This window comes from Streptomyces sp. NPDC055243, from assembly GCF_044544025.1.
Taxonomy (GTDB): Bacteria; Actinomycetota; Actinomycetes; order Streptomycetales; family Streptomycetaceae; genus Streptomyces.
In genome coordinates this window covers 311262-332059 of record NZ_JBITWR010000007.1, presented here as the reverse complement: position 1 = coordinate 332059, position 20798 = coordinate 311262, and the positions used below count along the sequence as shown (strand labels likewise).

Below are 20798 nucleotides of genomic sequence, written 5' to 3'. Positions count from 1 at the left end.
AGGTAAGGGAACGGCAAAGCCGGGACGTTCGTTACCCCGGACATGACCGCTATGACACCCGGCTCGAACATCCCCCTCACCGCCACCCGCGTGGCGGTGGACGTCGCCGCACCGGTGCGGCTCGACGTATCGGGCCTGCTGCTCACCGCCGACGGCAAGGTGCGCTCCGACGACGACTTCATCTTCTTCAACCAGCCCGCGGGCCCCGGCGTGACCTACACGTCGGGTGGCGGCACGACCCCCGACAAGATCACGGTGGACACCACCGCCGTGCCCGCAGGCATCGAGAAGATCGTCGTCACCGCAAGCCCGGACGCGGCGGGCCAGACCTTCCAGGGCGTCGAGCCCACCGCCACCATCCGCAACGCGGACGACGGTTCCGTGCTCGCCACGTTCACGCCCCCGCAGCTCGGCGGCGAGACCGCCCTGGTGATCGTCGAGGTCTATCTGCGCAACGGCGCGTGGAAGGCCCGCGCCGTCGGCCAGGGGTACTCGAACGGCCTGGCCGGCATCGCGACGGACTTCGGTGTCTCGGTCGAGGAGCCCGCCGCCCCGGCCGCTCCGGCCGCTCCGGCCGCCGCCGCGCCCGCAGCCCCGGCCCCTGCCGCCCCGATGGCGCCCCCGGCCGCCGACCCCCGTCTCGCCGCCCCGGCGGCGCCCGCCGCTCCCCCGGCGCCCCCGGCCCCCGTGCTCGGCGCCGGGAAGATCAACCTGGACAAGGGCCGGGTCAGCCTCCAGAAGAACCAGACCGTGTCCCTGGTCAAGGGCGGCAAGCCGCTGCTCTCGCAGGTCAAGATGGGCCTCGGCTGGGAGCCGGCGTACGGCGGCAAGGACATCGACCTGGACGCCTCCGTCATCGCGTACGGCCCGCAGCGCAACCACGTGGACAGCTGCTACTTCGGCAAGCTGTCGATCGTGAACGGCGCGATCAAGCACTCCGGCGACAACCTCACGGGCGAGGGCGGCGGTGACGACGAGGTGATCGTCGTGGACCTGGGCCGTCTGCCGCAGGAGGTCACGGGCCTGGTCTTCACGGTGAACTCGTTCTCGGGCCAGAAGTTCACGGCCGTCGCCAAGGCTTATTGCCGCCTGCTGGACGCGGCGACGGGCGAGGAGCTGGTCCGCTTCGACCTCACGAACGCCGAGGCGCAGACGGGCGTGATGATGGCCAAGCTGATCAAGCAGTTCACCGGAGAGTGGGAAATGACCGGCATGGGTGACTTCGTGAAGTCACGGACCGTGCGCGGCATGGTGAAGCCCGCGGCGCAGGCGCTGTAGCCGCCGCGCGGGCGCCCTCGGGGCCCGCGCGCAGCGCGTGGGGACATGCAGGGGCGGTCGGTGGGGAAGGGTTGGACCTTCCCGCCGACCGCCCCTTGTCGTGCTTGCAGACGCGCCCGCAGGCGTACGTCAGGTCAGAGCTTGGCCAGCTTCGCGTAGGGGCTCAGGAACCTTCCCTGGCGGCCTGCGAAGTCGATGACCACCGCATCCTCGCCTTCGACTCCGACGATCCGTCCGAGTCCGTACTGGTCGTGAGAGACCCGATCGCCCACGGCGAACTGCTCGATGGGCGGTGCGGGCGGCGGCGGAACGTTAAAAGGGCTGTTCGGCAGGTGGCGTCGGGTACCGGGGGGCCTCGTCATGTTCCGAGTATGCGCCCTCCGGACCCCGACGCACCATGCTCCGAGCTCACACGGTCCTCACATCGGCATCAAACCGACACACAACCGCGGGTTCCTCGTAGCGGTACGTAGTTGCTCCGTGGCACCGCGCGCACATGTGTGCCCCACGGGTCCCCGTCAACCCCTGCCCCTCAGGAGGATCAGAACAGGGCGCTGTAGGCGTTCAGCGCGGGTTGCCCGCCGAGGTGGGCGTACAGGACGGTCGCGTCGCGCGCGATCTCTCCCCTGTCCACCAGATCGATCATCCCGGCCATCGATTTCCCCTCGTACACCGGGTCGGTCACCATGCCCTCCGTGCGGGCGGCGAGCCGCATCGCGTCGAGGGTCGCCGCGTCCGGGAGGCCGTAGGTGCCCGCGTGATAGCGCGCGTCCAGCTCGATGTCGGAGTCCTTGACCTCTGCCTGCACGCCGATGAGTTCGGCCGTCCCGCGCGTGATCCTGGCGATCTGCTCGCGGGTGCGGTCGGGATCGGCGGAGGCGTCGATGCCCAGGACACGGCGGGGGCGCTCGCCCTCCTCCGCGAGCGCGGCGAATCCGGCGACCATGCCCGCCTGCGTGGACCCGGTCACCGAGCAGACCACGACGGTGTCGAAGAAGACCCCCAACTCCGCCTCCTGCTCGGACACTTCGTATGCCCAGCGGGCGAAGCCCAGGCCGCCCAGCCGGTGCTCGGAACAGCCCGCCGGGATCGCGTACGGCCTGCCGCCCGCCTCCTCGACCTCGCGCACCGCCCGCTCCCAGCTCTCCTTGACGCCGATGCCGAATCCGGCGCGCACGAGGCGCACGTCGGCGCCCGCGAGCCTGCTGATGAGGATGTTGCCGACCTTGTCGTACACGGAGTCGGGCCAGTCGACCCAACTCTCCTGGATCAGCACGCACTTGAGCCCGGCGCGGGCGGCGACCGCCGCGACCTGGCGGGTGTGGTTGGACTGGACGCCGCCGATCGACACGAGGGTGTCGCAGCCCTGCGCGAGCGCGTCGGCGACCAGATACTCCAGCTTGCGCGTCTTGTTGCCGCCGTACGCGATGCCGGAGTTGCAGTCCTCCCGCTTGGCCCAGAGCGCGGCGCCGCCGATGTGGTGGGTGAGGCGGTCCAGGGGGTGCACGGGTGAGGGGCCGAAGAGGAGGGGGTAGCGGGCGTAGGAGTCGAGGAGCGCGGACACGGGGCCTCCGGGAGGTTCAGGGGTGGGCGAGCTCTTCCAGGACGCGCCAGATCTCCGTGGTGACGGCCGCCGCCGCGTCCGGGTCGCCGTCCGCGCAGGCTTCGATGAGCCGCTCGTGCAGTTCGGCGGAGCCGCAGGTCACGCCCTCGGCGAAGCGCTGCCGCGCCAGACGGCGGATGAGGGGGGTGTAGCGCGTGATGGTGGCCGCCGCCGCGCTGTTGCCGCAGGCCGCGACGAGGACGCCGTGCAGGTCGTCGTCGGCCCGCAGGGCGCCCTCCACGTCGCCGGACGCGACGGCCGCCGCGAACCCGCGGTTGGCTTCCCGCATCGCGTAGAGGTCCGTTGGCGCCAGGCGGGGCACCGCGGCGCGGGCCACGAGTTCGTGCATGGCGCGGACGACGGCCGCCGCGTCCCTGACGCCGGCCGCGTCCAGCGGTGTCACCCGGGTGTGGCTCTGCGGTTTGGTCTCCAGGAGTCCCTCGTCGACGAGCCGTGAGAACGCCTCGCGGACGGGCGCGCGGGACAGGCCGAGCGAGGCGGCCAGGTCGGCGTCCCGCACGACGCTGCCCGGCGGGATGTCCCCGCCGACGATCGCGTCACGGATCGATGCGTACGCCTGGTCCCTCAGGAGGGTGCGGCGCACCGGTTGCATGGCTCCCATGAACTGAAATGTTAGATACCAATTCCCGTGACGGACAAGAGCCTTGCCTCACTTCCGCACCCACGGCCAGTCGCTCGACGAGCCCGCTTCGAGCAGCTGCACCATCCGGAAGGCCGCGTCCGAAAGCCCCCCGAACACATGGCGGTTGCCCGTGCCGGACTTGCCGTGGCCCACCCGGTAGCCCGCGAGGTTCCAGGTGTAGACCGGGATGTGCGCCGGGACCTGCTCGGTCGGGTCGCCGTGGCAGTCGTACGTCACCTGCTCGTCGGTGACGATCAGGACGCGGTCGTGGTTCTTGTAGAAGCGGCGCACCGCCTCGGTGGTGTTCGTGCCGCCGAGGTCGCCGAAGCGCCCGAGCACCTTCAGGACGGACTCGCCCTTGCGGTACTTCACCCGGGCGCTGCCCGTGCCGAACTCGACCAGGTCCGCGTCCGCCGCCCGCAGTGCGAGCGCCGTGCCGAAGACCGCCGCCGCGTCCGCGCGGTTGAGCTGCGAGCGGGCCGAGAGCGGCGACCACATCGAGCCGGAGCGGTCGACCAGGATCAGCGAACGGCCGGGCAGCGCGGGCACGTTGGCCAGCGAGTGGCCGAGCGCCCGCTCCAGCGGGTACGCCCAGCGCAGCGACGGCGCGTGCCGGTACGCGGCGAGGTAGCGGAAGGGGAACTGCCGCGAGCGCGCGACCTCCGCCGGGTCCGCGAGCTTCGCCGCGACGACGCCCGCGACCTCGTCCGAGACGCCTGCCTCGTCGAAGTTGCGCAGGTTGCGCACGAGCGCCATCGCGCCCATGGACGGAATGACCGCTTCCCAGGCCGCCTTGTCCATCGGACCCTGCAGCCAGCCCGCCAGCGCCTCCCAGGTCATGCCCGCCACCGCGAGCCGCTCGGCGCCGCCCGCGCCGGTGACCACCGCACGCCGCTCGGCGACCGGCAGGGCCATCAGCTCGCGGTGTGCGGCCAGGATGCGGGCGGCGGCGGGCGGGACGGCGGTGTCGGGGTGGTGGCGGCGGTCGAGCGCGTACCGGAAGAGGTCGCCCTGCCACGGCTTGTCCGGGTCGGGCGCGGCGTGCACGAGGTTGAGGATGTCGCCGATGCGGTAACCCTTGGCGGCCGTGTCGTACTTGAGCAGGGCCTTCTCGCCGTACAGCCGGCGCACCGCGTCGGCGATGCCGCGCTTGACGGGCTTGGGGACGTTCCGGCCGTACGTCGCCGTCCAGTACCCGAGCAGCTCGCCGGGCTCGTCCGGGCGGCGCAGCACGGAGTCGACGACCCGGCGGTTGGCGGGCCCTTCGGTGGCGCCCGCGTCGAGGCGCGCCTTCACGTACTCGGCGGCGCCGACGATCGAGGCCGTGCGCATGTTGCCGTCGCCGCGCAGCCAGCCGAGCAGGCCCGCGGTCCACTCCGGGTCCTCTACGGCGAGGCGTCGCACGAGCGCGGAGAACCGGTCGTCGCGGTCGGCGCCGTTCTCGTAAAAGGTCTGCTGGGAGACGAAATTCGCCACCGCGAGCAGAAAGAGCTCGGAGCGCGGGTCACGCAGGTGACCTCGGCCGCCCTGGTGGGTCGGCGCGGTGCGTCCATTCGACTTCACGACGGAAGTGACGAGTGCCTTCGCGGACTTGGTGTTGAAGCGTGCCATGTGAATTCCCCCGAATTCAGAATTACTGGGGGAGGCAGCACAGCAGAAGGGCTGAGCCTCCCGAGATCAAAGTGGCCGCGGCGTGGATTCTTTGAAGGAAGGAGCCGCTTCCGGCGCACCGGGAGGTGCGTGACATGAAAAAGTCCTGGGTGCCCAGAGCGAGTGGGAGTAAGTCCTGCCCTCGCACCCGGACCGGATTCACATTAGGAGAGCGAACTGGCGGGGCACCAATGCTTTTCCGCTGCAACCGTACGATGGCTCACAGGCGTCGCACAGATCGTCCGTTGGGTGCGGTCGAGGCGGAGGGGGATGCCGGGGCATGGCACGGACGGCGAGGGATGAGCCGGTCGAGTTCGGCGGGTTCCGGATCGTCGCGCCGATCGGCGAGGGCGGGATGGGGCGGGTGCGGCTCGCCCGTTCCGCGTCCGGGCGGCTCGCGGCGGTCAAGACGGTGCACGAACACCTGGCGGCGGACCCGGAGTTCAGGGAGCGTTTCCGCAGGGAGACCGTGGCCGCGCGCGCCGTCGTCGGGCCCTTCACCGCGGCGGTGCTCGCCGCCGATCCGGACGCGGCGCAGCCGTGGCTGGCCACGGAGTTCTGCGCGGGCCCCGGTCTGACGGCGGCCATCGCCGCGCACGGCCCCCTCGGCGCCGCCGATCTCGCCGCGCTGGGCGCGGCCCTCGCGGAGGCGCTGGCCGGGGTGCACGCGGCGGGACTCACGCACCGCGACCTGAAACCGTCGAACATCGTCATCGGCCGCGACGGCCCGAAGGTCCTCGACTTCGGCATCGCCAAGAGCGCGGCCGACGAGAGCCTGACCGCCGCCGACGAGGCGATCGGCTCGCCCGGCTTCATCGCCCCCGAGCAGCTGGCCCGTGACGGCAGGCCCGGCCCCGCGGCCGACGTGTTCGCCCTCGGCGCGGTCCTCACGCTCGCCGCCACGGGCCGCGCCCCGTTCGGCACCGGCGGCGCCCCCGCGGTCCTGTACCGCACGCTGCACGACGAGCCGGACCTGGAGGGCGTGCCGGGCGCTCCCTGGCACACGTTCCTGGGCCGCTGCCTGGCCCGCGCCCCGGCGGACAGACCGACGGTCGGCGAGGTCCTCGCCTGGTGCGCGGCGCGCTCGGACGCGGCACCGTGGTGGGAGCGGGAGCCGATCGCGGGCCTGGTCCGCCGCCACGAGGACGAGACAGCGGAGCTGGTCGGGCGCCTGGAGGAGCCGCGGCCCGCGGGAACCCCGCCCCGGGACCTCGCGCGGGACCGCGTCCCGTCCGCCGCTCCTCGGCTCGCGTCCCCGTCACGCCGGCGCCTCTTCGCCTGGACCGGCGCGGCCATCGCCACCGCGGGCGTCGCCACCGCCACCGCCGTCGCGCTCAGCCAGGGCGGCGAAGGCGGCGGCTCGGCCGGGAAACCGGGTGCGCCCGGCGCACGGCTGCCGAAGGGACGGGTGCGGTGGAAGACCGGGATCGGTGAAATCACCTACGGGGGATCGCTGTTGCGCAAGGGGGACGATCTGTACGTCGTCGACGACGCGGCCGTCACCCGGGTGGACGCGGCGACCAGCACCGTACGCTGGGAGTATCCGGCAAAGAACCTGCGGGGCGTGGACGTCCGCGGCGATCTGGTCTACGTCCTGCACGACCCGCTCTTCGAACCCGAACTCCTCGCCCTGCACAGGGCCACGGGCCGCAAGGCCTGGGACTCGGGCCTGCTCTCCCGCAACCCCCACCGCCCCCGGCCCGTGTTCGGGAAGCCCGGCGAACAGGAGGGGAACAAGGGCCAGTTGATCGTGGCGGGCGACGTGGTCTGTCTGCTCACCTACGCCGCGTACGGCACCATCCAGGCGCGGCGCACCGCCTGGGGCCGGAAGTGGCGGGCGTACGGCTTCGACGCCCGTACGGGAGAGCCTCTCTGGTTCCACGGCGGCGGCGCGGGTGAGGTGATCAGCTCCGACCAGGCGGGCGGACGCATCGCCCTGGCCGTCTCGGCGAACCCCGGCATGCCCGGCACGGACGTGTACGCGCAGGGCGATCCGCTGATCGTCCTGCGGGCCGCGCGCGGCACGGTGGAGAAGGAGATCGGGGGCGGCGCGGTGTACCCGCACGTCCACCCCGGAGCCAAGGGGACGCGCTACTACGGGCAGCGCGGGAAGATCCGGGCCGTCGACCTGTCCACCGGCCGCACCCGCTGGACCCGCGCCGCGGACACCGCGCCGGACGTCACCCCGACCGCCGCGAACGGCCTGGTGCACGCTCCCTCGCCGGACGGCGTCCGCGCGTACGACGCTACGTCGGGCGCGGTCCGCTGGACCCGCACGGGCTATCGCGTACTGGACGGGACGCCGCTCGTCGCGGACGGCCTGGTGTACGTCGCCGGTCCGGAACCCGGCGGCTCGGGCCGGCCGGTCTGGGGCCTGTACGCCCTGGACGCGGCGACGGGCGATCCGCGGTGGGGACTCGCCCTGGACGCCGTCAGCTCCGTCGACGTCGCCACCGCCGGCACGGGCCTCGTCCACCTGTGCGCGGACGGCACCCTGTACGCGATCACCGGCCCGGACCGGCCATGACGGCTGACCGCCCCACCCGCCACCCGCCCGTGCCCGGCAACCCGGAGCGTCCATGACGACAGCACCCCACGGCGAGACGCACCCCGCCCTGCCCGGAACCCCGCTCCTGCCCGGTGACCCGATCCGTCTCGGTGGGCATCGCATCGTGCGGCGGCTCGGGGCCGGGGGGATGGGGCAGGTCTACCTGGGGCGGAGCCCCGGTGGGCGGCTCGTCGCCGTGAAGACCGTGCACGAGCACCTCGCCGCCGATCCGCACTTCAGGGAGCGGTTCCGTCGGGAGGCCACCGCCGCGCGGGCCGTGACCGGGGCGCATACCGCTGCCGTGCTCGACGCCGATCCGGACTCCGCGGTGCCGTGGCTCGCCACGGCCTTTCTCCCGGGGCTGACCCTGCGTCAGGCCGTGGCCGCCGGTGCGCCCTTCGGGGCGGGCGTCACCCGGTCGCTCGGGGCACATCTCGCCGAGGCCCTGGCCGCCATTCACGCGGCGGGCATCGTGCACCGTGACCTCAAGCCGTCGAACGTCCTGCTCACCGCCGAGGGGCCCCGCGTCATCGACTTCGGCATCGCGCGCGCCGCGGGCGACCGGGTGCTCACCGAGGCGGGCTCGATGATCGGCACTCCGGGGTTCATGGCCCCGGAGCAGATCGACGGGGCTCCCGTCGGTCCGCCCGCCGACGTGTTCGCGCTCGGCGCCGTCCTCACCTTCGCCGCGTCCGCAGAGCATCCCTTCGGCTCCGGGCCCGTGGCGGTGCTGCTCTACCGCGCCACGCACGAGGAGCCCGACCTCACCGGCGTACCGGAGCAGGGCGGGCTGCGCGGGCTCGTCGCGGAGTGCCTGCGCAAGGACCCGGCACTGCGGCCGTCCGTGGCCGACGTCCTGGCGCGGGCCGCCGATCCCGCCGCCCACCTGTGGTGGCGTGAGGAGCCACTGCGGTCCCTGATATCCCCCGGCCGCCCGCGCGCCACCGGACCGGACACGGAACCCGCCGGGTCGGGCACGGAACCCCCCGGGGCGGGCACGGAACCCCCCGGGCCGGGCAAGGAACCCACCCGGCCCGAACCCGTCGACCGTGCCGCCGCCATCGCCGCCGCCGTCCGTTCCGAGCGCCGCGGGACCCTCACCCGGCGCTCCCTCCTGACCGCCACCGGCGCGGGCTTCGCCGGGCTCCTGGGGTACGGGATCTCGCACTCGTCGCCGGACGAGGGCGGGGACGACGAGGACGCCGGGCTGCGCGTCGAGAAGGGTTCGCGGCGCCCCGGCAAGGTCCGGTGGACGCTGCGCACCGACGGCGGCACCATCGACGCCGCCCTGCTCGGCGGGTCCACCCTGCTCGTGCACGGGACCAAGCCCTACAGCAGCACCGAGGGCCTGGTCCGCGCCGCCGACACCCGCACCGGCGCCCGGCGCTGGCAGTCGTTCGAGGCCACCGTCAAGGCGCCGACGATGTGGGGCGTGGCCGATGGCATACTGATCACGCCCGAACTCACCGACGAGGTAAGGGACTTGACCACCGGCGAGCCGTGGAGTCCGGAAGGCGCCTGGTCACCGGGCACCCGGTGGTTCGCCGTCGCCGGTCGGCGCCTGGTCGCCCTGGGGAACAAGAAGAACAGCACCACCGAACTGACCCTGCGCTCCCGCGCGCTGCCCGGGGGCGGATCCCCCTGGGCCCTGGACGACGGCGTCGTGGACTGGCAGAAGCCCGCGGTCTCCGGTTCGGCACTGTTCCTCGCGCCGACGCCGTCGCCGGTCGGCGGCAAGCCGCTCTGCCTGGACGCCACGACCCGGCGCGCACTCTGGACGTACGAGGGACTCGCGGACGATGACCAGGTCCTCACCGCCCCCGTCACGCCGGCCGCCGGCCGGTTCGCGCTGCTCACCGAGGACAGCGCGCTGCACGTCGTCGACGTGCGCGACGGCCGTCGGCTGCACCGCAGGGACATGAAGGTCTCCGCAGGTCGCGGCAGCACCGCCCTCGGCCACGTCCCCGGCACCGGCGGGCGCCCCGGCACCGGCCTCCTCCTCGCCGGCGGGGCGGGGCGGCTCATCGGCTTCGATCCGATGGACGGAGAGATCCGATGGGCCTTCCCCACGGCCGGGCTCGCCGCCAGCTGGCGCCGGCTGCCCGGCGGCGGGCACGGCCCCGTCACCGCCGACGGCGTCCTGCTGCACTGGGCCGACGAGAAGACCCTGCAGGCCATCGACCTCACCAGCGGCAAGAGCCGGTGGCTGGAGACGTTCGGCGCGACCGCCCAGCTCCCCCCGGCCGTCGCGGACGGCACCGTCTACGCCACCGCGGGCCGCGTCTGCAGGGCCCTGACCCTGCGTGGCGGCAAGGTGATCGAGGAGTGGCCGGTGGACGGCGACATCACCGATCTCGCCGCCGACGCCTCCGGGTGGTACGCGCGGATCGACGGCGGCTCCGTGCGCGCCGTCAACGCCGCCCGAGCCGTCAGTGGCGCTGGCGCCGCCACGGCCCCGTGATCGCCAGCATGATGCCGGGCGTCTGGATGTTGGCGTAGAGCGTCTTGCCGTCGGGTGAGAACGTGACGCCGGTGAATTCGCTGTAGGAGGGCTTCTCGGGGGTGCCCGCGTTGAGTTCGTTGCGTGCGATCGGGTACGTGCGGCCGCGCTCGGTCGCCCCGAAGAGGTGCTGGATGCCGTCGCCGTCCTCGGCGATGACGAGGCCGCCGTACGGCGAGACGGTGATGTTGTCCGGGCCGTCGTAGGCGCCGTCCTTGGCGGGGTCCGGGTTGACGCCGAGCAGGACCTTGAGGGTGAGGGTGCGGCGCGCCGGGTGGTAGAACCACACCTGTCCGTCGTGCTGGACGGGGCTCTCGTCGCGGGCGAACGAGGCGACGATGTAGGCGCCGCCGTCGCCCCACCACATGCCTTCGAGCTTGCGGGCGCGCGTGATGTCGCCGTCGTCGAACTGCTCGCGCACCGGGACCGTGCGGGCGTCGCGGTCGGGCACCTCGACCCAGTCCACTCCGTAGACGGTGCCGATCTTGGTGGCGCGGGACAGGTCGTCCACGAAGCGGCCGCCGGAGTCGTAGCACTTGGGCGCCTTCAGTACGCCCGCGTCGTCGGAGAGGGTGCGCAGCTTGCCGCGGCCGTGCTTGAAGCCGTGGGGCGGGGTCCAGCGGTAAAACAGGCCGTTGGGCTCGTCGGCGTCCTCGGTGAGGTAAAGGTGACCGCGCTTGGGGTCGACGACGACGGCCTCGTGGGCGTAGCGGCCCAGCGCCTTGACGGGCTTGGGGGCGCGGTTGGCACGCCGGTCGTAGGGGTCGACCTCGAAGACGTAGCCGTGGTCCTTGGTCATGCCGTTCTGGCCGGCCTTGTCCTCGGTCTCCTCGCAGGTGAGCCAGGTGCCCCAAGGAGTGCTGCCGCCCGCGCAGTTGGTGGCGGTGCCCGCGATGCCGACCCACTCGGCGACGTGTCCGTCGCGGCGGACCTCGACGACGGTGCAGCCGCCGGACGCGGCCGGGTCGTAGACGAGGCCCTCGGTCAGCGGGACCGGGTGCGGCCACTTGGAGCGGGGGCCGCTCAGCTCGTGGTTGTTGACGAGCAGCGTCACGCCGCGCGGGCCCTCGAAGGCGGCCGTGCCGTCGTGGTTGGACGGCGTGAACTCGCCGGTCTCCAGCTTCGTCTTCCCACTGTGGGTGAGCACGCGGTACGAGAATCCGGCGGGCAGCGCGAGCAGGCCCTTCGGGTCGGGGACGAGGGGGCCGTAGCCGGGGGCGCCGCCGAGCAGGTCGGCCCCGTCGTCCGCCGTGTCCTCGGCGGCGAGCGCGCCGGGCGCGGTGGCGAGCGCGCCGACGCTGCCGGCCAGCGCGACCCCCGCACCGGTGATCGCGGAGCGTCTGGCGAAGTCCCTGCGGGTGAGCGGCATGATGTCTCCTGAGGCGCGTACGAGCGGGCTGCGGGCTGACTGTGTACGTGCTGCGACGCTCGGCCTGCGTACGTCGAGGTGTGCTTCCCGTTTCGGCCGGGCTGCTGTCGGCGTCACGTTCCCGCTCACGTATAAACGGCGGTTGAACGCCGTCCGACGTCGAGGGGCCTCCTTCCATGAATCTGCCTGCCACCGGCCGCCGTGTCCTGATCAGCGGAGCCTCCCGAGGACTGGGCAGAGCCCTCGCACAGGCCTTCGCGGAGAACGGTGACCGTGTCGCGGTGCACTACGGCTCGCGCGAGGAGGACGCGCGCGCGACCCTCGCGTCCCTGGCGGGCGACGGCCACGTGCTGGTGGGCGGGGACCTGTCGGATCCGGCGGGCGCGGCGGACGTCGCCGAGCGGGCCGCCGCCGTGGCCGGGGGGCTCGGAGGCCTCGACGTACTGGTCAACAACGCCGCCGTGAATCTGCCGCACCCCCTCGCCGACACCTCGTACGAGGACTGGGCGGACCTCTGGCAGCGGCACGTGGCGGTGAACCTCCTGGCCACCGCGAATCTCAGCCATCTGGCGGCCCGCCGGATGATCGACCAGGGCACGGGGGGCCGGATCGTGAACATCGGCTCGCGCGGCGCGTTCCGCGGGGAGCCCGACCACCCGGCGTACGGGGCGACCAAGGCGGCCGTCCACGCGCTCGGCCAGTCCCTCGCGGTGTCGCTGGCGCCGTACGGGATCGCGGTGGCGTCGGTCGCGCCCGGCTTCTTCGAGACGGAGCGGGTCGCCCACCGGCTGAGCGGCGACGAGGGCGCGGCGATCCGCGCGCAGAGCCCGTTCGGGCGTGCGGGCACGGCGGAGGAGATCGCCGCGGCGGTGCTGTGGCTCGCGTCGCCGGTCGCGGAGTGGGCGTCGGGCACCGTCCTGGACCTCAACGGCGCTTCACATCTGCGCACCTGAACGAGAGGGCGGAAGAGACTTCGTAAACAAGGTCAACAGGCGTGAATCACCCGCAAAGCCAAGATTTCGTGCAGAACGCCTTGACCCGCCATCCACACGGCAATAGACATCCCCTACCTGCATCACCCGTTGGGGGAGGCGAGCCGCGTGGACGCTTCGCAGGCACGCAGCCTCCATGAGGACCGGCTGATGAAGCTGGCCAATGTCACCGGCGTCGGCATCGGGAGGGACGAGCACTCGGGGGCGGACGTCATCGTCGTGTTCGTCACCCGCAAAGTGCCCCGTGACCGGCTCCGGGAAGAAGACGTGGTTCCGGAAGTGCTCGAAGGCGTCCCCGTGCGCGTACTCGCCATCGGCGAGCCCGCGGCGCAGTAGGACGGCCTGCGCGAGCGGACCGGAACTCCACCCTTCAACCAAGGGGAAGAGGTGGTCTGGCGTGGTGAGCCAGCCCGAATTGATGCGCGGACCCACCGGCGGTCAGCTCAGCGACAGCTCGCGCCAGCAGGCGACAGGGGACTTCCTGGGCCCCCAGACGTCCCTGGCCAACGTCGTCGGCTTCGGCCACGGCGTGAAGTGGACCGATGGCGAGCCCACGGGCGAACCCGCGGTCATCGTGTTCGTGACCCAGAAGGTCTCGGAGTCCATGCTCCCGGAGCGGGACGTCATCCCCGCCCAGATGGACGACGGCACCCCCACCGACGTCGTGGCCGTCGGCCACATCGCCGCACAGCGCCAGCAGCGCAAGGCCGGCCGCACCGACGACCGCTCGGTGACGTACGGACCCGACGGCGGCGTGAGCGAGCAGCTCTCGGGCATCTCGCAGCCCATGCTGGAAGAGCTCGGCGGGCTCGGCTCGTTCGAGCCGCAGCTCCTCAAGCGCCGGATGCGCCCATGCCCCTCCGGCGCCTCGGTCGGCAACGTACGCGTGACGGCCGGCACGCTCGGCAGCGTGGTCTACGACTTCCTGCCCGGCGCCTCCGTCGACCCGCCGGGCTCCGGCCTCGGCGTACCGGCGAAGTTCTACATCCTCTCCAACAACCACGTGCTCGCCGACTCCAACCGCGCCCAGCTGGGCAGCGCGATCGTGCAGCCGGGTGTCTTCGACGGCGGCCAGGACCCGGCCGACCGCATCGCGACCCTGGAGCGCTTCATCACGATCCAGTTCGCCCCGCAGATTCCGCTGGAGCGGCACAACAACGTCGTCGACGCCGCGCTCGGCACCGTCGACTTCCAGGACGCGACCCGCGAGACGTACTTCAGCGGTGCGCCGCGCGCCTGGCGCCGCAAGGCGAACGTCGCGGTCGGCGACCTGGTGAAGAAGACCGGCCGTACGACCAACATCTCCTTCGGCCGGATCATCGCCGTCGACGCGACCATCGACGTCAACTACGGCACGGCGGGCACCGCCCGCTTCAAGGACCAGATCCTGACGACGAACATCTCGGCGGGCGGCGACTCGGGGTCCCTGGTGACCTCGCTCGACAACGTCGCGCTCGGCCTGCTGTTCGCCGGTTCCTCGACCGTCACCGTGCTCAACCACTTCGAGAACGTCCGCGCGCTGCTGCGGGTCGAGGTCTCCGAACAGCTGGCCTGACCGGTCGCACCACGAGAGGAGGGCTTTCATGACCACTCAGGCACGCAAGCAGAAGGGCCAGGCCCGCGCGGAGCACCGCTTCCACAATCCGCAGGGCGCCGAGGTCAAGACGCGCGACGAGGCGTTCGCCGCGCCCCAGGAGGTGTCCGCCGAGGCGGTCGCCACCACGTCCAAGCTGGAGCTGCACAACGGCGCGATCACCTTCGCCATGGAGGTGAAGTTCAACCCGAACACCTACCCGCACGTGGTGACGGGCGGCCAGATCACCTCCGGCATCTGCGGCGCTCCGTGGGACATCACGGGCGGCTTCATCGGCGACACGATCCGCCTGGACGCCAAGCGCACGGGCCAGGGGTCCTGCGCCAACACGATCACGATCGTCGGCGAGTACCAGAACCCTCCGGCGTACCGGGGGACGTACGGCTTCGACGGCGCGACGTCGTCGTTCAAGCACACGACGCTGTACCAGTGCTGAGCTGACCGCTCGGTGCGTCGAGTACCGGCCGGGCTGGAATTCCAGCCCGGCCGGTATCGCATCACATGCCTTGCTGCGACCGCGCCTTGAACGCCGCCTTGCGGGCTTCCTTGGCCACCTTCTTGTCGGGGTGCAGCCGCCCCATCGCCTCCAGTACGTCCGCGGTGGCGGGGTGCTCGACCCGCCAGGCCGCGGCGAAGAACCCGCTGTGCTGCCGGGAGAGCCCCTCCACGAGGCCCTGCAGCTCGTCCGAGTTGCCCTCGGCGGCGAGCTGCGCCGCGATCGTGTCGATCGTCAGCCAGAAGACCATCGCCTCGGGCGGCGCGGGCACGTCCGCGGCCCCGTGCTCGGCCAGCCAGACCCGGGCGAGCCCACCGAGCTCGGCGTCGTCGAGCACCTCGCGCAGGGCGGGCTCCGCCTCACGGCCCACCAGCGAAAGCGCCTGCTGGCACCGGAGCCGCCGCAGCGGCGCACCCTCGTCGCCGCCCCGCGCGGCGGCCAGCAACTCCCGTGCCGCGTCCAGCGGTTCGTGCCGGGCGAGCCACAGCTCGATCTCGGCCTGCGCGGCGGCCTGCGGGAAACCGGCCGTCCCTTCGAGCAGCGCGTCGGCGCCCTTGTCCGCGAGATCACCGACGGCGGGCGCGTCCACGCCCGCCTCCAGCATCCGCGCCCTGATGCCGTACACGCCGAGCGGGGTGAGGCGGACCATGCCGTACCGCGTGACGTCCTCGTCGTCGTCCGGCAGCGGGGCCTCGGCCTCGTCGATGTCGACCATGAGGGCCTCGTCGACCGGCTGGTACTCGACGACCCCCAGCGGCTCGAAGAGCCGGAACTGGTCGTCGAGCTTCATCATCGCGTCCGACACCTGCTCCAGGATGTCGTCCGTCGGCTCGCCCATGTCGTCGGGCACGATCATCGACGCGGCGAGCGCGGGCAGCGGCACCGGGCCATCGCCCGCCCCGGCGTCCCCGGCGGTGAGCAGGTACAGGTTGCCGAGCACGCCGTCCAGGAAGTCCGCCTCCGCCTGGGGGTCCCAGCCGAGCTCCTCGAAGTCGATCTCGCCGTTCTCCTCAAGGACGTCCAGGAGGTTGTCCATGTCGGGCACGGTCGCGTCCCCGTACACGGTGTCCAGGGCGCCGAGCCAGACGGCGAGGATGTCCTGCGGGCTGCCGGAGGTGAGCGCGGCGAGGTCCTCGCCCGGGGTCACCGTGCCCTGCGCGTCCGCTCCGTCGGGGCCCTCCTCCTCGTCGCCGTCCGTGACGTCCACCAGGCCCGTGTCGACGGCCACGCGCCAGGCCTCGCTCGCGTGCGCGGCGGCGTCCGGGTCGTCCGCCGCGAGGCCAAGCTCGGCGGCGGCGGCGGGCAGCTGCTCCTCGATGAGTTCACCGCCCGCACCGACGCGCGTCTGGGGGCCCGCCCAGCGGGCGAGCCGCGCGGCGCGGGAGAGCAGCGGCGTGGCGAGCGCGGCCCGCGCGAGTTCCGCTTCGGAGTGCAGCAGCACCGGCGGCAGGGTGGCGGGACTTACGGACATCGGCTGGTTCTCCTCCGAAGGATGGGGCCTCCCCTGCTCGAGCGAAGTCGGGAGCCTGGGGAAGGGTCGGCTGGGCTGAAGCCTAGACGGATTTGGACCCATGCCGCCCGGTTCATGTCCCTGTCAGAAGACATACACGGTGAGAACACCCGCCGAACCTTGACAACTCCCCTGGCCACACAAGAGATTGACGCGCGTAGAACGTGGTGGGCGTCCGCCGGTCCACCTCGCTCGCTCCTTACGTGCTCACCCCTCATATACGTACTCACCCTCATCCGGAGTCTCTCCATGCCGTACATATCCCGCGCCACCCGGCCCACCGTGAGATCCGCGGCCGTCTCCACCGTCGTGGCCACCGCCCTCGCGGCCGGTCTGCTCGCCGTGAGCTCCTCGTCCGCGTCCGCCGCCGAGGTCCGCGTCCACGACATCCAGGGCACCACCCGCCTCTCGCCCCTCGCGGGGCAGCAGGTCACGGACGTGACGGGCATCGTGACCGGCGTCCGCTCGTACGGCTCGAAGGGCTTCTGGCTCCAGGACCCGAAGGCCGACACCGACCCCGCGACCAGCGAGGGCGTCTTCGTCTACACGGGGTCGGCGGCGCTGACGGTGAAGGCCGGTGACGCGGTCCGCGTCTCGGGGACCGTCAGCGAGTACGTCCCCGGCGGCGAGGCCTCCGGCAACCAGTCCCTGACCCAGCTCACCAAGCCGACGGTGACGGTCGAGTCGTCCGGCAACGCGCTGCCCGCGCCGGTCACGGTGCACGCCAAGTCGGTGCCCTCCGCGTACGCGCCCGACGGCGACCCGGCGGACGGGGGCAGCGTCAACGGGCTCCGGCTGGAGCCCCGCTCGTACGCCCTGGACCTGTACGAGTCCCTGGAGGGCATGAACGTACGCGTCGGCACCTCGCGCGTGGTCGGCGCCACGGATCCGTACTCGGAGCTGTGGATCACCGTGAAGCCGCACGAGAACCCGAACCGGCGCGGCGGCACGGTGTACAAGTCCTACGACGACCAGAACACCGGCCGCCTGCAGATCCAGCAGCTGGCCCCGGTCTCCGAGCAGCCCTTCCCGAAGGCGAACGTCGGCGACGCGCTGTCCGGCGGCGCCGAAGGGCCCCTGGACTTCAACCAGTTCGGCGGTTACACGCTGGTCGCGCGGACGCTCGGCAAGGTCACGGACAAGGGTCTCGTCCCGGAGAAGACGCGGCGCCAGGCCAAGGGTGAGCTCGCCGTCGCGACGTACAACGTCGAGAACCTCGACCCGGGCGATCCGCAGACGAAGTTCGACGCGCTGGCCGGGGCCGTCGTCTCGAACCTCGCGTCGCCCGACATCCTCGCCCTGGAGGAGATCCAGGACGACAACGGCGCGAAGAACGACGGGACCGTCTCGGCGGAGGCGACCCTGAAGAAGTTCACGGACGCGATCGTCGCGGCGGGCGGGCCCCGCTACGAGTGGCGGTCCATCGACCCGGAGAACAACAAGGACGGCGGGGAGCCGGGCGGCAACATCCGCCAGGTGTTCCTCTTCAACCCCGAGCGGGTCTCCTTCACGGACCGGGGCGCCGGGGACGCGACGACGGGCACGGGTGTCGTGCGGTCCTCCGGCGGGCGCGCCGCGCTGACGCTCTCCCCCGGGCGCGTCGACCCCGCGAACACCGCGTGGGCGGACAGCCGCAAGCCGCTGGCCGGTGAGTTCGGCTTCCGTGGGCGCAGTGTGATCGTGGTCGCCAACCACTTCGGGTCGAAGGGCGGCGACGAGGGCCTCACGTCGCGGCATCAGCCGCCGGTGCGCTCGTCGGAGGCGAAGCGGCTGCGGCAGGCCCAGTCGGTGAACGCCTTCGTGCGGGACGTGCGGAAGGTCCAGAAGGGCGCGGACGTGGTGGTCGTCGGCGACGTGAACGACTTCGAGTTCTCGGCGACGACGACGGCGCTGGAGGCGGGCGGCGCACTGAAGTCCGCCGTCAAGTCCCTTCCCCGGTCCGAGCGTTACTCGTACGTGTACCAGGGGAACTCCCAGGTCCTTGACCAGATCCTGACGAGTCCCGGGGTCGGCAGCGGCTTCGCGTACGACAGCGTGCACATCAACGCGGAGTTCGCGGAGCAGAACAGCGACCACGACCCGCAGGTGCTGCGGTTCCGCCCGTAGGACGCGCAGGACTCCCGGGGCTGCTGCTCGGGCGCTACGCGTAGAGCCTGAGCAGCCAGTCCCGCCAGGCCATTTCGGTGCCCTTGGCATCGGCCTGCGGCGCGAAGTCGTGGATGCTGATGCCCACCGGGGCACCGAAGTGGTTGCGGCCGAAGAAGCGGTAGAGCGCGGTGTCGGTGCGCAGGCCGATGAAGTGCCGGCTGCGGAAGTCGACCATCGCGTCGAGGGATTCGCCGGGGGCGTCCACGCGCACGCGGGCGCCTTCGGACGCGTCGTCGGGCAGGGCCAGGCGGCGGCCCAGCTTCGTGAAGGCGTCCGGGGCCGTGGAGGGGGCGGGGCCGTCGAGGGTGGTGAAGGTGACGGGGAGGCCCGTGAAGTGCGTGAGGTACTGGCGCAGGGTGTGCAGGTAGAAGTCGGTGTGCTTGCTGGCCCCGTCGTACTGGTTGTCCCAGTCACCGGTGAGGATGCCGCTGTGTACGTAGCGGACCCATGAGCGGCGGCCGCCGTCGCGGGGCTCGATGGTGCGGTCGAGCTGGTTGAGGGTCTGGCCCGGTGGGAGGCCTTCGGGGTTGTCGGCACGGTCCGTGAGGCGGTGCGGTGGCTCCCAGTGGGTGACGACACCGCCGAAGGGGGCGGCGCCGCCTTCGCGGGGTTCGTACTCCGCCAGGGGCCACAGCCAGCCGCCGGTGCCGGTGGTGAACGCGTCCCAGACCTCGGCAGGAGAGGCATCGACCTCGAATTCCCGCTCGATCTCGAACTCCTTGCCGGTGGTCATGGTGGCTCCTTAAGCTCGCACGCCCCCTCGCGCGGGCCGCCGGGGCCGAGGTACGGAAAACGCCCGCCCCGCGCGGGGATTCCACCGTCCCACCGGCCAATATTTTCGTCCAGGGGACGGCCGGGCGCCCGGCGCCCCGGATGTTCAGCGCACCGGTTCGAAGCCGTACGCCAGGCGATACCTGCCCTCCACGGGCAGCCCGTCGCCGCTCTCCCACTCCTCGTGGCGGATCACCCGCTCGCCGTCCGTCGTCACGTGGAAGTGGACGCCGATCAGCCCCGGCGCCGCCTCCGGCAGCCCCGTGTCCCCCTCGGTGATCACGATCGCCCCGGCCACCCGCTCGTCACCGGCCGCCCGTGCCACTCCGCCCCGCAGCCGCGTCCTGTGCAGCCCCAGCCGTTCGATGCCCGGCACGGCCCTGTCGATGTCGGCGTTCCGCTCGTCCCTGTGGCGGGCGAAGAACTCCTGGTACGCCTCCTCGTCACGCCAGTGCGAGCGGTGCGCCAGCGTCGAGCCGTCCGCACCGGCGTACACGGTGTACGAGAGCAGGCCCTCGTGCGGCCACGGGCGACTCCCCCAGGCCGCGGCGATCGCCTCGGCCGCCGCCCGCTGCCGCTCCGGAGTGCCCGTGCTCCACGTACTGAGGAAGACGAGCCCGCCGTCCGCGCGGGCCGGGTCGGGGAGGGTGGTGGCGCTGATGCGTGTCTTCATGGCCTGCTCCTTCAGTGTGTACGGGGCGCTGTGCCCGTCTCGCACACACTGCGACCTCAACTTTGCTTGAGGTCAAGCCCGTTCGGGAGAGGCCACCGGACCGAGGTCCGGCCGCTTCGCCTCGCGCCCGTCGCCCGACGAGCGCCCCCTGACGCGTCGCCACAGCCACGGGCCCATGAACCCCGCGAACCACTTCGCCTCCGCCGCCATCGTCCGCAGCGTGGACACCGGCGGCGGCGGTGGCAGCAGCGGCCGCACCCAGTCCTCGTGGCCGGGGATGCCCAGTGCGTCCGCCATGCCCGAGGCGATCCGCGCATGACCCACGGGGCTCGCGTGCAGGCGGTCGGCGCTCCACAGGCGGGGGTCCGTGGTGACCCGGTGCGGGAAGGTGTCGAGGACGACGACTCCGTGGCGGTCCGCCGCCGCGCGGATGCGGGCGTTCAGGTCGAGGACGCGGGGCAGCGCCCTGCGCGCGAGCGGCGAGATCCGGCCGAGGTCCGGGAACGTCACCGTGGCCACGCGCGCGCCCGCCGCGGTCAGCTCGGTGAACATGTCCTCGATGTCGCGGGCCACCTGGGCCGCGTCGAAGCCGGGGCGCACCAGGTCGTTCATGCCCGCCATGACCGTGACCAGGTCCGGCCGCAGCGCCAGGGCCGGGGCGAGTTGCTCCGCCTTGATGCGCGCCGTCAGCCTGCCGCGCACCGCGAGGTTCGCGTACTCGAACTCCGGGTTCCGTTCGGCCAGGATCTCGGCGAGGCGGTCGGCCCAGCCGCGGTAGCCGTGGGCCTCGTCGCCGTCGCCGACCCCTTCGGTCTGGCTGTCGCCGATCGCGACATAGCGCGCGTACGCATGCGTCGTCATGGCCAGAGCCTCCCTCCGGAGTCAGGACCCGTCAACGCGACGGTGACCGACGTGCCCCACGCCGGCCCACGCCCGCCCCGCACCCCGCGCTCCGCGACCCCGCGCGCCCGCGTCGCAGCCGTGCGGGTGGGGGGTGCGCGCGTGGCTGCGCCCTGATTTAGC

The 20798-nt window shown here is 72.5% G+C and carries 17 protein-coding genes; 8 read left to right on the top strand and 9 right to left on the bottom strand.

What is annotated here, in order from left to right; genetic code table 11:
• The first annotated feature begins 51 nt into the window (after positions 1-51).
• Entirely contained in the window at positions 52-1278 is a 1227-nt protein-coding gene (locus ACIGXX_RS22460) for a TerD family protein (RefSeq protein ID WP_361463798.1), read from the top strand.
• A 134-nt stretch (positions 1279-1412) separates the two neighbouring features.
• Here the strand turns inward: ACIGXX_RS22460 and ACIGXX_RS22455 are convergent, their stop codons facing one another.
• The 4 genes from ACIGXX_RS22455 to ACIGXX_RS22440 all read right to left on the bottom strand — a co-directional run bounded on the left by ACIGXX_RS22455 (position 1413) and on the right by ACIGXX_RS22440 (position 5135).
• Positions 1413-1640, bottom strand: a complete 228-nt coding sequence (locus ACIGXX_RS22455) for a CarD family transcriptional regulator (RefSeq protein ID WP_351161959.1) — start codon at positions 1638-1640, stop codon at positions 1413-1415.
• Between the two features lie 179 nt (positions 1641-1819).
• Positions 1820-2842, bottom strand: coding sequence for a 1-aminocyclopropane-1-carboxylate deaminase (locus ACIGXX_RS22450; RefSeq protein ID WP_351161961.1), 1023 nt, complete (start codon positions 2840-2842; stop codon positions 1820-1822).
• A gap of 16 nt (positions 2843-2858) precedes the next feature.
• Entirely contained in the window at positions 2859-3503 is a 645-nt protein-coding gene (locus tag ACIGXX_RS22445; RefSeq protein WP_351161963.1) for a GntR family transcriptional regulator, read from the bottom strand.
• A 48-nt stretch (positions 3504-3551) separates the two neighbouring features.
• On the bottom strand, positions 3552-5135 hold the full coding sequence (locus ACIGXX_RS22440; protein WP_399978031.1) for a TROVE domain-containing protein: 1584 nt from the start codon (positions 5133-5135) through the stop codon (positions 3552-3554).
• 319 nt (positions 5136-5454) lie between these two features.
• Here ACIGXX_RS22440 and ACIGXX_RS22435 point away from each other — a divergent pair, with 319 nt between their 5' ends.
• Both ACIGXX_RS22435 and ACIGXX_RS22430 read left to right on the top strand, forming a co-directional pair.
• Positions 5455-7701, top strand: a complete 2247-nt coding sequence (locus ACIGXX_RS22435; protein WP_399978028.1) for a PQQ-binding-like beta-propeller repeat protein — start codon at positions 5455-5457, stop codon at positions 7699-7701.
• Between the two features lie 52 nt (positions 7702-7753).
• Entirely contained in the window at positions 7754-10183 is a 2430-nt protein-coding gene (locus tag ACIGXX_RS22430) for a protein kinase (protein WP_399978025.1), read from the top strand.
• On the opposite strand, the gene ACIGXX_RS22425 is transcribed toward ACIGXX_RS22430, so the two are convergent.
• A complete protein-coding gene (locus tag ACIGXX_RS22425) occupies positions 10152-11591 on the bottom strand; it encodes an alkaline phosphatase PhoX (protein ID WP_383819769.1) in 1440 nt (479 codons plus the stop codon). The genes ACIGXX_RS22430 and ACIGXX_RS22425 overlap by 32 nt on opposite strands.
• 176 nt (positions 11592-11767) lie before the next feature.
• Between ACIGXX_RS22425 and ACIGXX_RS22420 the strand changes: the two genes are divergently transcribed.
• The 4 genes from ACIGXX_RS22420 to ACIGXX_RS22405 all read left to right on the top strand — a co-directional run bounded on the left by ACIGXX_RS22420 (position 11768) and on the right by ACIGXX_RS22405 (position 14613).
• Positions 11768-12544 carry an SDR family oxidoreductase gene (locus ACIGXX_RS22420; protein WP_351161974.1) on the top strand — a complete coding sequence of 259 codons (777 nt, stop codon included), beginning with the start codon at positions 11768-11770 and terminating at the stop codon, positions 12542-12544.
• 147 nt (positions 12545-12691) lie between these two features.
• Positions 12692-12919, top strand: a complete 228-nt coding sequence (locus ACIGXX_RS22415) for a hypothetical protein (protein ID WP_351161976.1) — start codon at positions 12692-12694, stop codon at positions 12917-12919.
• A 64-nt stretch (positions 12920-12983) separates the two neighbouring features.
• Positions 12984-14138, top strand: a complete 1155-nt coding sequence (locus ACIGXX_RS22410; protein ID WP_399978020.1) for a hypothetical protein — start codon at positions 12984-12986, stop codon at positions 14136-14138.
• 28 nt (positions 14139-14166) lie between these two features.
• Complete coding sequence (locus ACIGXX_RS22405; protein ID WP_351161980.1) at positions 14167-14613, top strand: hypothetical protein; 447 nt, start codon at positions 14167-14169, stop codon at positions 14611-14613.
• A 61-nt stretch (positions 14614-14674) separates the two neighbouring features.
• On the opposite strand, the gene ACIGXX_RS22400 is transcribed toward ACIGXX_RS22405, so the two are convergent.
• Positions 14675-16144, bottom strand: a complete 1470-nt coding sequence (locus ACIGXX_RS22400; protein WP_351161982.1) for a hypothetical protein — start codon at positions 16142-16144, stop codon at positions 14675-14677.
• A gap of 288 nt (positions 16145-16432) precedes the next feature.
• On the opposite strand from ACIGXX_RS22400, the gene ACIGXX_RS22395 reads away from it, so the two are divergent.
• Positions 16433-18289 carry an endonuclease/exonuclease/phosphatase family protein gene (locus ACIGXX_RS22395; RefSeq protein ID WP_351161984.1) on the top strand — a complete coding sequence of 619 codons (1857 nt, stop codon included), beginning with the start codon at positions 16433-16435 and terminating at the stop codon, positions 18287-18289.
• 34 nt (positions 18290-18323) lie between these two features.
• Here the strand turns inward: ACIGXX_RS22395 and ACIGXX_RS22390 are convergent, their stop codons facing one another.
• From ACIGXX_RS22390 to ACIGXX_RS22380, 3 genes are all read right to left on the bottom strand, one after another.
• Positions 18324-19064 (bottom strand): SRPBCC domain-containing protein, encoded by a 741-nt coding sequence (locus tag ACIGXX_RS22390; RefSeq protein WP_351161986.1) that lies wholly within the window; start codon positions 19062-19064, stop codon positions 18324-18326.
• A 144-nt stretch (positions 19065-19208) separates the two neighbouring features.
• The gene (locus ACIGXX_RS22385) at positions 19209-19775 is read right to left on the bottom strand and encodes a hypothetical protein (protein WP_366463965.1); all 567 of its coding nucleotides are present in this window, start codon (positions 19773-19775) and stop codon (positions 19209-19211) included.
• Between the two features lie 72 nt (positions 19776-19847).
• Positions 19848-20636 carry an SGNH/GDSL hydrolase family protein gene (locus ACIGXX_RS22380; protein WP_366463964.1) on the bottom strand — a complete coding sequence of 263 codons (789 nt, stop codon included), beginning with the start codon at positions 20634-20636 and terminating at the stop codon, positions 19848-19850.
• Between the last annotated feature and the right edge of the window lie 162 nt (positions 20637-20798).